At 41.7% G+C, this 12,869-nt stretch carries 10 protein-coding genes, 1 pseudogene and 1 other annotated feature; of the genes and pseudogenes, 10 read left to right on the top strand and 1 reads right to left on the bottom strand.

The genetic code is table 11. From position 1 onward, the window contains the following. The first annotated feature begins 1 nt into the window (after nucleotide 1). From AN619_RS10725 to disA, 5 genes are all read left to right on the top strand, one after another. Entirely contained in the window at nucleotides 2–514 is a 513-nt protein-coding gene (locus tag AN619_RS10725; RefSeq protein WP_068556842.1) for a UvrB/UvrC motif-containing protein, read from the top strand. Nucleotides 515–526: 12 nt separating this feature from the next. Continuing rightward, nucleotides 527–1,561 carry a protein arginine kinase gene (locus AN619_RS10720; RefSeq protein ID WP_068556840.1) on the top strand — a complete coding sequence of 345 codons (1,035 nt, stop codon included), beginning with the start codon at nucleotides 527–529 and terminating at the stop codon, nucleotides 1,559–1,561. 61 nt (nucleotides 1,562–1,622) lie between these two features. Further along, nucleotides 1,623–4,067, top strand: a complete 2,445-nt coding sequence (locus tag AN619_RS10715) for an ATP-dependent Clp protease ATP-binding subunit (RefSeq protein WP_068556838.1) — start codon at nucleotides 1,623–1,625, stop codon at nucleotides 4,065–4,067. A 210-nt stretch (nucleotides 4,068–4,277) separates the two neighbouring features. Next, nucleotides 4,278–5,657 (top strand): DNA repair protein RadA, encoded by a 1,380-nt coding sequence (gene radA, locus AN619_RS10710; RefSeq protein ID WP_068556836.1) that lies wholly within the window; start codon nucleotides 4,278–4,280, stop codon nucleotides 5,655–5,657. A gap of 152 nt (nucleotides 5,658–5,809) precedes the next feature. Further along, nucleotides 5,810–6,898 carry a DNA integrity scanning diadenylate cyclase DisA gene (gene disA / locus AN619_RS10705; RefSeq protein ID WP_278279899.1) on the top strand — a complete coding sequence of 363 codons (1,089 nt, stop codon included), beginning with the start codon at nucleotides 5,810–5,812 and terminating at the stop codon, nucleotides 6,896–6,898. Nucleotides 6,899–6,967: 69 nt separating this feature from the next. Here the strand turns inward: disA and AN619_RS10700 are convergent, their stop codons facing one another. Next, nucleotides 6,968–7,363: a nucleoside triphosphate pyrophosphohydrolase family protein gene (locus tag AN619_RS10700; RefSeq protein WP_068556833.1), complete on the bottom strand. Its 396-nt coding sequence runs from the start codon at nucleotides 7,361–7,363 to the stop codon at nucleotides 6,968–6,970. A 322-nt stretch (nucleotides 7,364–7,685) separates the two neighbouring features. Here AN619_RS10700 and AN619_RS10695 point away from each other — a divergent pair, with 322 nt between their 5' ends. From AN619_RS10695 to proS, 5 genes and pseudogenes are all read left to right on the top strand, one after another. After that, nucleotides 7,686–8,162: a CarD family transcriptional regulator gene (locus tag AN619_RS10695; RefSeq protein WP_068556831.1), complete on the top strand. Its 477-nt coding sequence runs from the start codon at nucleotides 7,686–7,688 to the stop codon at nucleotides 8,160–8,162. A gap of 226 nt (nucleotides 8,163–8,388) precedes the next feature. Next, a complete protein-coding gene (locus AN619_RS10690; protein WP_068556829.1) occupies nucleotides 8,389–9,510 on the top strand; it encodes a PIN/TRAM domain-containing protein in 1,122 nt (373 codons plus the stop codon). Nucleotides 9,511–9,556: 46 nt separating this feature from the next. Continuing rightward, a pseudogene (gene ispD / locus AN619_RS16600) lies at nucleotides 9,557–10,240 on the top strand (2-C-methyl-D-erythritol 4-phosphate cytidylyltransferase); the annotation flags it as partial. Nucleotides 10,241–10,300: 60 nt separating this feature from the next. Further along, nucleotides 10,301–10,777 carry a 2-C-methyl-D-erythritol 2,4-cyclodiphosphate synthase gene (gene ispF / locus AN619_RS16595; protein ID WP_334292199.1) on the top strand — a complete coding sequence of 159 codons (477 nt, stop codon included), beginning with the start codon at nucleotides 10,301–10,303 and terminating at the stop codon, nucleotides 10,775–10,777. Nucleotides 10,778–10,891: 114 nt separating this feature from the next. Then, nucleotides 10,892–11,115, top strand: a binding site (T-box leader). Nucleotides 11,116–11,412: 297 nt separating this feature from the next. Next, nucleotides 11,413–12,855 carry a proline--tRNA ligase gene (proS, locus tag AN619_RS10680; protein WP_068556827.1) on the top strand — a complete coding sequence of 481 codons (1,443 nt, stop codon included), beginning with the start codon at nucleotides 11,413–11,415 and terminating at the stop codon, nucleotides 12,853–12,855. Nucleotides 12,856–12,869 lie beyond the last annotated feature (14 nt).

The raw sequence follows: 12,869 nt of genomic DNA, 5'->3' as shown, positions 1-12,869 counted from the left end.
AATGTTATGTGAAAATTGCAATAAAAGAACTGCCACGGTCCATGTGACCAAAATATTGAATGATAAGAAAACAGAGCTTCATCTCTGTGAACAGTGCGCCAAGCAAAGTGAAGAAATGCCCTTTGATACTTCCTTTTCCATCAACAATTTCCTGACAGGGCTGTTGGACTCCATTCAAGATTCTCCGATCAAAGTAGATTATATCAAGACAACTAAGTGTGACCAATGCGGAATGACCTACGGTAAGTTTAAGCAGTTGGGAAGGCTAGGTTGTGCCCAGTGCTATAATGCATTTCGCGAAAAATTGTTTCCATTGATTAAGCGGGTTCAAGGCAGCGAAGTGCATAGTGGAAAAGTACCAAAACGGGCTGGAGGCAACATAAGACTGAAAAAGGAAATTAAGCGGCTGAAAAGTGAGCTGGATGATGCTATCCGAAAAGAAGCGTTTGAACGGGCGGCTGTATTGCGGGATCAAATTCGTGAAATGGAAAGTCAGTTGAATAGTCTGAATTAGGGGTGAAAAGCGATGGCAAGGTGGATGGAACAGATGGGACCTGAAAGTGATATTATTATTAGCAGCAGAATTCGTTTGGCGAGAAACATCGAGGATTTTCCTTTTCCTATCGCCCTGACGAAGCATAAAAGCAAGGAGCTGATCCAGAAGGTCAGCAGCGGGATTCTCGAAGGGAATACGACTTTGAAAAATGAATTTAAATTATATGAATTAGAGGAAATGCCCCCCTTGGAAAGGCAAGTGTTGGTAGAAACATACCTGATTAGCTCCCATCTGGCAGAGCAATGGGAAAAAAGTGCTGTTCTTTTGAATCGGGATGAATCTGTCAGTATTATGATTAACGAAGAAGATCATATTCGCATTCAATGTTTGCTGCCAGGACTCCAATTGAATGAAGCTTGGGATCTTGCAGATAAAATCGATGATGTATTGGAGGAAAGGATTCAGTATGCCTTTGATGAGCAGTTGGGCTATTTGACATCTTGTCCCACCAATGTAGGAACGGGGATTCGAGCCTCGGTGATGGTGCATCTGCCCGCTTTAACCATGACAGGATATATCAACCGAATCCTGCAAGCTGCTGGTCAGATTGGATTGGCGGTGCGAGGGATTTATGGAGAAGGAACAGAGTTTTTGGGCAACATCTTTCAGATTTCCAATCAGCTTACCCTTGGTAGAAATGAGGCAGAAATTATTAGCAATCTGAAGGATGTGACATTACAAATTATACAAAAAGAAAGGGATGCAAGAAATACACTGTTGTCCAGCAACCCTATCCAGTTGGAAGATCGTATCTACAGGTCCTTTGGAGTTTTAGCCAATGCAAGAATCTTAAGTTCTCAAGAATGTATGCAACTTTTATCGGATTTGAGGCTGGGCATTGATACCCAAATTATCAAGGGGATTTCTATGGATGTGGTCAATCAAATCATGGTGATGTCCCAGGGGGCATACCTGCAAAAAATAGCAGGAAAACCTCTGAGTGCCCATGAAAGGGATATCCGCAGAGCGGCCCTCATACGGGAGAAGATTCAAAAAAAGGGTTAAGAAAGGAAAACACATGTATGGATGAATTTTTTAGGAAATAACTATTGGAGGTGTTACCAATATGGCGATGTTTGGAAGATTTACCGAAAGAGCGCAGAAGGCGATTTTATTAGCACAAGAGGAAGCACAAAATTTAAGGCATAATTATGTAGGCACAGAACACTTGCTGTTAGGGCTCCTAAAGGAAGGAGAAGGTATTGCGGCAAAGGTGTTGATGGTCTTGGGAATCAGCACGGAACAGTTGAAGAAAAAGATTGAGGACATGATTGGCTTTGGAAATGAAGATGGGGCCCAACTTCTCGGCTTTACACCCAGAACCAAAAGGGTGTTTGAATTAAGCTTTGCAGAAGCAAGGGCTTTGGGGCATAATTATATTGGAACAGAGCATTTGCTGTTGGGATTAATCAGAGAAGGAGAAGGCATTGCTGCCAAAATACTGGTGGATAGCGGTGTAAGCCTGTCGAAGGCCAGGGAAGAAATTATGAAACTGTTGGGGAACTCGGTTTCTAATAAAGATATGGAGGCCAATACCTATACGACAAATCATAAAAAAAATACCCCTACCCTGAATGAATATGGCAGAGATTTAACGGAAATGGCCAGAGAGGGGAAGCTGGACCCGGTCATCGGAAGAGAAAAGGAAATTGAAAGGGTTGTTCAGATTCTTAGCAGGAGAACAAAAAATAATCCTTGCCTCATCGGCGAGCCTGGTGTGGGCAAGACGGCCATTGCCGAAGGGTTGGCCCAAAGGATTGTAGAAGGCAATATACCTGAAATTCTTAGAAACAAGCGGGTTGTTACCCTGGATCTGGCTTCCATGGTCGCAGGTGCCAAATACAGAGGAGAATTTGAAGATAGGCTGAAAAAGGTTATGGAGGAGTTGAGAAAAGCAGGAAATGTGATCCTGTTCATTGATGAAATGCACACCATGATCGGCGCAGGGGCCGCAGAAGGGGCCATTGATGCTTCCAATATTCTAAAACCTGCATTGGCAAGGGGAGAATTGCAGGCGATCGGAGCCACTACCCTAGATGAATATAGAAAGCATGTGGAAAAAGATCCTGCTTTGGAGAGAAGGTTCCAGCCTATCATTGTAGAAGAGCCTACAGTGGAGGAAACCATGCAGATTCTAAAGGGATTGAGGGATAAATATGAGGCCCATCATCGTGTAAAGATTACTGATGAAGCGCTAAAGGCCGCCGCTGAGTTATCCCATCGGTATATTACCGATCGATTCTTGCCCGATAAGGCGGTAGATTTGATCGACGAAGCTGCATCCAGGGTAAGATTGCAGATGGTAACCCAACCGCCGGAATTAAAAGATTTAGAGGAAAAGCTGGAAGAATTGTTAAAAGAGAAGGAGGAGGCCATTAGCGCTCAAGATTTTGAGAAGGCAGCGAAAATCAGGGATGAGGAGAAAAAGATCAAGGATGAGTTGGCCAACAGAAAGAACAATTGGAGGGTAGAACAAACAGATCAAGCCACGGTAGGGGAAGATGAGGTCGCTCAAATTGTATCGGGATGGACGGGAATTCCTGTGAGCAAGTTAGCCCAGGAAGAATCTGAAAGACTTTTAAACATTGAAAAAATCCTTCATCAGCGGGTTATTGGGCAGGAAGAAGCTGTGAATGCTGTTGCAAAGGCTGTCCGCAGGGCAAGAGTTGGTCTAAAAGATCCGAAGCGGCCCATTGGTTCTTTTATTTTCTTGGGACCTACAGGTGTTGGGAAGACAGAGTTATCGAAAGCCCTAGCTGAGGCTCTCTTTGGTGATGAGGAAGCCATGATTCGTATTGATATGTCGGAGTATATGGAAAAACATACGGTTTCAAGGTTGGTGGGATCTCCTCCAGGTTATGTAGGATATGATGAGGGAGGACAGTTGACAGAGAAGGTCAGAAGAAAGCCCTATTCTGTCATCCTGTTTGATGAGATTGAAAAGGCTCATCCCGATGTGTTCAATATCCTGCTTCAGATTCTGGATGACGGAAGGTTGACCGATGCCAAGGGCAGAACGGTAGATTTCAAGCACACCGTTGTGATTATGACTTCCAACGTGGGCGCCCATACCATCAAGAAGCAAACAACCTTAGGATTCACAGGAAATACAGAAAATGAAAAGAAAGATGCCTATGAAAAGATGAAGGAAAATGTTATGGGTGAACTAAAGAGAACCTTTAGACCGGAATTTTTAAACAGAATCGATGAGATTATTGTCTTCCATGCCCTTGAGGAAGAACATATTCAACAGATTGTTGAGCTGATGATCAGAGATTTATCCAAGAGAATGAGAGAAATAAATATTTCTATAGAGGTATCTGAAAAGGCGAGAAAGCTATTGGCTGAAAAGGGATTTGATCAGGCTTACGGAGCAAGGCCGTTGAAACGGGCGATTACGAAGATGGTAGAAGATCAATTGTCTGAGGAAATGCTGAAGGGAAGAATCACGAAAAATGACGATATCCTTGTGGATGTGGAAAATGGAGAGATTGTCTTTAAAAGGAAGTAAGGGTATCAACATAGGGGGCCGATGCAGGCCCCTTGTATTATATTGAAAGATGAGATATAAAGAAAAATTTTATGGCTTGAGATTTTTCTGCAAGGCTTTTCATGTAAAAGGAAATTTCTTATGACATTGACGAAAAAATATCAAAGGTATAAAATCATAATATAGATAGCATAATTTCAAAGGAAAAGGACGGAAAAACAGGAGGAAAAAATGGCGAAAAAGAATAAAACTGTTTTTGTCTGTCAGTCCTGCGGATATGAAAGTCCAAAATGGATGGGACAGTGTGTGTGCGGGGCATGGAATTCTCTGGTGGAAGAGTTGAAAAGCCCCGAACAACCATACAAAAAATCTCCTACCCTTACCAGTTCCGTCAGACCCCAATCTCTCAAAACAATTCAGTCAGGAATCTATTCTCGATTAGATACTCGTATAGGAGAATTAAATCGTGTTTTAGGAGGAGGACTGGTAAAAGGTTCTTTAACCCTGATTTCCGGCGAGCCGGGAATTGGTAAGTCTACCCTGATTTTGCAGGCAAGCAGTAAACTGGCAGATCAGTACGGGATTGTGTTGTATGTTTCCGGCGAGGAGTCGGAGGAGCAAATCAAAATGAGGGCAGAAAGACTCCATGCAGTTTCAGAACGACTGTTGGTTGTCTCGGAAACCAATGTAGACGTTATTGAAGCTTATATCGATGAACTCAATCCTGTATTTATCGTAGTTGATTCGATCCAGACCCTATTCAAGCCGGATTTAACTTCGGCGCCAGGCAGTGTATCTCAGGTAAGGGAATGCGCCAACAATCTTATGAGAATCGGGAAGACAAAAGATATTCCTATTTTCATTGTAGCCCATGTGACCAAAACGGGAGAGTTGGCAGGACCGCGAATTTTGGAGCATCTAGTAGATACGGTGCTTCACTTCACCGGTGAGCGAACGGCAGAATTCAGGGTGATTCGTGCTATGAAGAATCGTTTTGGGACAACCAGTGAAGTGGGTGTTTTTGAGATGAAGGAAGAAGGATTGGCTGAAGTGGGGAATCCATCAGCCATATTTTTGGAAGGCCTGAATCCCCATATCGATGGAGCCATTGCTGTTTGCAGTCTGGAGGGGACAAGACCTTTGCTGGTAGAGATTCAGGCTCTGGCGGCACCTACAAACTTGGGATTCGCCCGGAGAACGGCCATCGGAATTGACCTGAATCGGTTAAATCTTATTCTTGCTGTACTGGAAAAAAAGTTAGGACTTCCTTTAATCCATCAGGATGTGTATGTAAATGTGGTGGGAGGATTAAAGCTAGAAGGAACCTCTTCTGATTTAGGGGTAGCTTTGGCTATCTATTCAAGCATGAAGGGCTTGCCAATTGCTGCTACCACTACGGCAGCCATAGGAGAAATCAGTTTGACGGGAGAACTAAGACCTGTTTCCCATGCTGAAAAAATGATCAAGGAGGCTGCAAAAATGGGTTTTAAGAAATGCATCATGCCTAAAAAAAATGTGGAAAAAATGCAAAAGTATGATGGGATTCAATTGATTGGGGCTGAGTCCCTGAAGGATGCCATTACCATCATGTTCCATCAGGAAAGGGAATAGGATCATAAAGGGAATTGCAAAAGAGAAAAAATTTGTGATAGGTATTGAAGAAAAGTGGTATAATTGGAAAATAGAGAACTTTTTTCAAAAGTGGTTTCTACGATTGATTATAATGTAAAGGGCATTCAGCACAGGACTGGGAGGGCAAACCATTGGTACGAGAAGATAGAATCAAAGAAGAGGGAATTATGGGTTCCATCAAATTATTAGCTCCTGGCACGCCTTTGAGGGAAGGTTTAGAGAATATTTTGCGGGCGAAAACAGGAGGGCTGATTGTTGTTGGGGACAATGAAGAGGTCATGAGCTTAGTGGATGGGGGTTTTTATATCAATATAGATTTTTCTACGGCCTATATCTATGAGTTGGCCAAGATGGATGGAGCTATTATATTAAGCTCTGATGCCAAGCGGATTCTATATGCAAATACCCAGTTGATTCCGGATCCATCCATACCATCTTCAGAGACCGGTATAAGGCACAGGACAGCAGAACGGGTGGCAAGGCAGACGGGACAGATGGTGATTTCCATATCTCAAAGGCGAAACATTATTACCATCTATAAGGGATATTCAAAATATATTCTGCAGGATACCAATAAGGTCCTAACAAAGGCGAACCAGGCGATTCAAACGTTAGAAAAATATAAAAAAGTCCTGGATCAAGCGATGACAAGCCTTAGTGCTTTAGAATTTGAAGATTTGGTAACCATTTATGACGTAGCTACTGTCTTGCAGAGGACGGAAATGGTCATGCGGATTGTTACGGAGATTGATAAATATATAACGGAGCTAGGAAATGAAGGGCGCCTTGTGAGCATGCAATTGGAAGAATTACTGGCAAATGTCAAGGAAGACGGCAAGTATGTCATTGAAGATTATCGGGTTCATGGGGAAGGATTGGACTATAATGGGATTACAAGACAAATCAAAAATCTCTCTTCAGAGGAATTGTTGGATTTATCCAATATCGGAAAGATCTTAGGATACAGCGGGGGATTGAATGCCCTGCTGGATACACCGGTCTCTCCAAGGGGTTACAGAATGTTAAGCAAAATCCCCCGCTTGCCCATGTCGGTCATTCAGAATGTTGTGGCCCATTTTAACGATTTTCAGCGCATATTGAAAGCTTCCATTGAAGAATTGGATGATGTGGAAGGGATCGGAGAGATCCGTGCCCGAACAATTAAAGAAGGCTTAAGAAGAGTGCAAGAACAGGTTTTGATGGACCGACACTTGCGATAATAAAAACACCAATGAAATAAACATTGGTGTTTTCTAGTGTTATATCCATGGATAGTCAAAGAAGAAATGCTAGTACAGGCTGTACTTTCCTAAGGTTTCTAGGCTTTTGACCTGATCCAGCATAATGTCCTGCAAGTTCAAATGTAAGGCATTGCAAAGGGCCGCCAAATAAAACAAATGATTTCCCAATTCTTTTTCCACTTTATCTCTACAGATATCGCATAATTCCCCTGCAATATGATTCGACATATAATCACTTAACTCTTCGAAGGAAATATGGTCGGGAATGTCTTGCTTTTTTGCATCTATGCGAATACATCCGCAGGCAGTAACGGATTTTATGATTGCACGATTGACTTTGGCGCAGCTTTCTTGATATTTGGTTATGATATCCAATATACTTTTGTGACGAACCAAAACGTTTGAAACTTCCTGCTGAAATTTATGGCAGACAGCATCCTTCATTTTATAATCACCTCAATGGGACAGGTTGGGAATGAGATTCTGTTTTCTAGTTTATTTTACCATAGAATATTTAAAATGGAAAGGAGAAACATGATGAAGGCCTGTTTGAAATAATATCCATAGAGAGAATAGGATTAAAAAATTTTAATAAAGATAAAAAATCAGATGGATAAGCAAAGAAAAAGTAAATAAAAAAGCTGAATAAAAATGAATGAGATTGACAAGTATTAAGTCATATGATAAAATATCTGTTTCTTGACAAAACTTCCTGATTTTTGTATACTTAATATGAGGCAATGTATAATTTGGGAGGTTTTGCTGCATGTTTAATATTGGCGATAAGGTTGTTTATCCTATGCATGGAGCCGGAATCATTGAAGCCATCGAAGAAAAGGAAATTCTGGGGAAAAAACGTAAATACTACATTATGAAAATGCCTTTGGGTGACATGAAGGTGATGATTCCCCTTGATAATGTAGAGGATATCGGATTAAGGGATATCATATCCATGGATGAAGTGGAACAGGTAATAGCCGTATTAAATGATGATACAACGAAGATGCCGAAGAATTGGAACAGACGATATAGAGCAAATTTGGATAAGATTAAGAGTGGAGACATTTATGAAGTTGCAGCTGTAGTCAGGAATTTGATGCTTCGTGATAAAGAAAAAGGTCTCTCCACCGGTGAAAAGAAAATGCTGAACAATGCAAAGCAAATATTGATTAGTGAATTAGTATTGGCAAGGGGTATCGAGGAAAAGATGGCAGAAGCCTTGATCAATGAGGCGGTTCAATAAGCTGAATATAGATGGAGCGTCCCAAGGGCGCTTTACTTTTTGTATCAGCTTGAACCATAATTTTTTATTTTTAATGAAAAAAGTGTTCCTTTGGAAAAGCGGCGGGTATAAGTGTAAATGATGAGGCAAAATTACCAAAAAATACAAATCCTATTGAAAACCTATATAGTTTAGTTATAAAATAAAGATACCATGGTTATAATTTTTGGATAGGAGGTGAAAAAGCATGTTCAATAAAATTATTCGTGGAGCGTTGACCTTGGCAGGGGCTTCGGCGGGTTATGCGGTTGCAATGCTTCTTACGAAATTAGTTGAAATGCAGCGATTTGTAGAGGTACCTGAAATCACACCGATTACGGTGTTGGTCATCAATGGCATAGGTGCCGTTGCCGGCGGAATTATATTTTTTATTATTACTCCATGGCTGATGGAGAAGGGCTTGAATTCAGCCAATTGGGTGGAAGGAGAACTGCAAAAAATTCCAACGACAGATATTGTCATTGGGTCGATGGGATTGATTATTGGCTTGTTCATCGCCTATTTGATAAGCCAACTTTTATTAGGCATACCTATACCATTTTTAGGAATGATTTTGTCTATCTTATTATACATTTTTTTGGGATATCTGGGTGTGAGTATCGCTACAAAGAAGAGAGATGATCTGAGTAATTTGGCTGCGTTATTTAAGAAAAGCACAGCATCCAAGGAGAAGGTGCCGGTAAAGCCGGAGTATAAGAGTCCCCCAAAGATTTTGGATACCAGTGTGATTATTGATGGTAGAATTGCCGATATTACACAAACGGGTTTTGTGGAGGGCACTATTGTCATCCCGGAATTTGTGCTGGAAGAACTTAGACATATAGCCGATTCTTCTGACAGTCTAAAGCGAAACCGAGGAAGAAGAGGCTTGGATATTTTAAATAGGATTCAAAAGGAATTGAATGTTCAAGTTGAAATTGTAGATAAGGATTTTGAGGATGTGGCTGAGGTAGATATAAAGCTTTTAAAACTTGCCCAATACATGAATGGAAAAGTGGTGACCAATGATTATAATTTGAATAAGGTAGCAGAATTGCAAGGAGTTCCCGTATTGAATATTAATGAATTGGCCAATGCAGTAAAACCTGTGGTACTGCCCGGAGAGGAAATGATTGTCCAAGTAATCAAGGAAGGAAAAGAATCAGGGCAAGGTGTTGCTTATTTAGATGATGGTACGATGATCGTGGTGGAAGGCGGAAGAAAGCATATTGGTGAAACGATGGGTGTATTGGTAACCAGTGTCCTTCAGACAGCAGCGGGCAGGATGATTTTTGCGAAACCGAAGTCAATGGCAGATAAAACGGCATAATGTTGTTGATGATCAATATAGGCCCAGCAAATGCTGGGCTGAGTTTATGGTAAAGGAGCATTTGCAAGATATGAATACCGCCATTATTTTAGCAGCCGGACAAGGCAAGAGGATGAAAGCATCCTTGAATAAACAATATTTGATATTAAAGGATAAACCTGTCCTTGCCCATACCCTTGGTGCTTTTGAAAGAAGTCCTCTGATCCATGAGATTATATTGGTTGTCCACGAAGAAGAACAGGAACTGTGCAGAAAAAATATCTTGGAGATATACCCGTATAAAAAAGTAAAGAAAGTGGTAAAGGGTGGGAAAGAAAGACAGGAGTCGGCTTATCTGGGACTTCAGGCCATGGAAGAAGAAACGGAAATTGTGTTAATTCATGATGGTGCCAGGCCTTTTGTTACGGAACAGATGATTCAACAATGCATAGAAGAAGCGAAGATTTATGGGGCAGTTTCTGCAGGAGTGCCAGTAAAAGAAACGGTGAAAATGATGGGAGAGAACCGGTTTGTGTGCTACACACCGAAAAGGGAGGATGTCTGGATCACACAAACACCCCAGGCTTTTCAAAGGGATGTCATTCGAAAAGCCCATGATTTTGCCATTGACCAAAAAATTTTAGGAACAGACGATGCAATGCTGGTGGAGCATATGGGCATCAAGGTAAAAATGGTGGAAGGAGATTACGGGAATATTAAGATTACTACACCGGAGGATTTGATGGTTGCCGAGGCAATGTTGGATTGCAAAAGGGAAAAATTAAGCCGGGGAAGGGGAGAAGGAACGGTGTTGAGAATAGGGCACGGATATGATGTACACAGGTTAGTGGACGGAAGAAAATTAATCATCGGAGGTGTAGAGATTCCTTATGAAAAAGGCCTTTTGGGACATTCTGATGCTGACGTGCTGCTCCATGCCATTAAAGATGCCCTATTGGGCGCTGCGGCCCTTGGCGACATAGGGAAGCATTTTCCTGATAATGACGAGCGATATAGAGGGGCTTCCAGCATAGAATTGTTGATGGAGGTCCATCGTATGATCAAGGAAAAAGGATATCGAGTGGGCAATGTGGATGCTACCATTATCGCCCAGAAACCCAAAATGGCTCCCTACATCTTGAAAATGCGGGAGAATATTGCCCAAGCCCTGGGTGTCCATGTGGACTGTATCAATGTGAAAGCTACGACAACGGAAGGTCTTGGCTTTACGGGGACGGGAGAGGGAATTGCGGCCCAAGCAGTAGCAAATATCATAGGAATTGTATAATATAGTATTAAATATAGCATGAAAAACAGTCATTTTGAGGAAAGACATGATTTCTATGGATTTGCCCGTTGACAAAGGGCAATGAATTGGTTAATATATAGGTAAATTCAACTGAAAAAGGCTGGGAAAGGGAACAGTAGATTGGCGAATCCTTTCAGAGAGCAGAATCCCTGGGCTGAAAGATTCTGTATGCGATAGCTTTTCGAACCCGCCCTGGAGCTTGGGACTGAAAATGAAGTAAGTCCTTACGGGTTCTGGACCGTTATCTCCAGATAAAGGGAATCCCATAGGGGGTTAATTAGAGTGGTACCGCGGAAATATAACCTTTCGTCTCTATATGCTATCGTAGAGAGGAAAGGTTTTTTTTATAGCACATAGGAAATTATGTACTTTTATAGATTGTGGATAAGTCATAATTTTCGTCATGTATTTCAACAAAGTATTCCTTTAAATTTTCTAACGGAAGACTTTGTTATTTATCGTACTTTCAGAATAGACCTTTTCCCTGTTGAGCGACCTTGTTTGTTATGTATCTCCCATTGTGAAATCCATGGGCATACAGTTTCAAAAAGTCCATTCTATGATGGAAGATTTATCTTGAAGGAAATAAGTATCGATGAAAGGAGTAGAGAGAGATGTCAAAAAAAGAAAAGCAGTTTGTTGAAGATATTACCCCGATGGAGGTAGATTTTCCCCAGTGGTATACGGATGTGATCCTCAAAACAGATCTGGTAGATTATTCTCCTGTAAGAGGATTCATGGTGATTAAACCCTATGGCTATGCCATCTGGGAAAACATTCAAAAATATATGGACAAACGATTTAAGGATACAGGCCACAAAAACTGCTATTTTCCTCTTTTGATCCCTGAAAGTTTGTTGAAAAAAGAAGCGGAACACGTGGAAGGATTTGCACCGGAGGTAGCTTGGGTGACCCATGGGGGGAAAGAGGAGCTTCCGGAAAGACTATGTGTAAGACCTACTTCCGAAACCATTATTTGCTCCATGTATGCAAAATGGCTAAAATCCTATAGAGAGCTGCCCTATTTATACAATCAGTGGTGTAGTGTTGTGCGGTGGGAAAAGGCTACAAGACCCTTCTTGAGAACTTCGGAATTTTTGTGGCAGGAGGGACATACCCTTCACGAAACCTATCATGAAGCCCAAGAAGAAACTTTAAGAATGTTGGATATCTACAAAGAAACGGCAGAACAGCTCTTAGCGATTCCGGTGGTAACAGGAAGGAAGAGCGATAAGGAAAAATTTGCGGGCGCCTATGCAACCTATACCATGGAAGCCCTGATGCATGACGGAAAGGCACTGCAGGCAGGAACTTCCCACAACTTAGGGCAGCACTTTACAAAGGCCTTTGAAATTACGTACTTGGACAGGAATGGGGAACTACAACATCCGTACCATACTTCTTGGGGTGTTTCCACAAGATTGATTGGAGCCATTATCATGGTCCATGGCGATAATCGAGGGCTTGTACTGCCTCCAAGGCTGGCGCCGATCCAAGTGGTGATGATTCCTATCGCCCAGCATAAGGAGGGAGTATTGGATAAGGTTTATGAATTGAAACAACTTTTGGGAGATGACATTCGTGTAGAAATTGATGACAATGACAATTATTCACCAGGTTGGAAATTTAATGAATATGAAATGAAGGGCGTGCCTATCCGCATAGAAGTGGGACCAAAGGATATAGAGAAAAATCAAGTAATGATTTTCAGAAGGGATACCCTAGAAAAGCAAGCGGTACCCATGGAAGGCTTAAGGGAAACTGTATTGAAGCTTTTGGATGACATTCATGATACGATGTTGGAGAGGGCAAGAAGACACAGAGATGAAAACACCTATGATATTAGTGATTTTGAGGATTTTAAGAAGAAGATGGAGGAAAGACCTGGGTTTGCAAAGGGTATGTGGTGCGGAGACCGCCAGTGCGAGGACAATATCAAAGCAGAGACAGGTGCAACGATCCGATGTATTCCATTTGAACAGGAAGATTTGGGAGACAAATGCCATTTCTGCGGAAAAGAAGCAAAGCATATGGTTTATGTAGCAAAGGCTTACTAGGAGAACAGGTTTTT

The organism is Thermotalea metallivorans (assembly GCF_001562415.1).
GTDB classification, from domain to species: Bacteria; Bacillota; Clostridia; order Peptostreptococcales; family Thermotaleaceae; genus Thermotalea; species Thermotalea metallivorans.
This window is presented reverse-complemented; position numbering and strand designations above follow the sequence as displayed.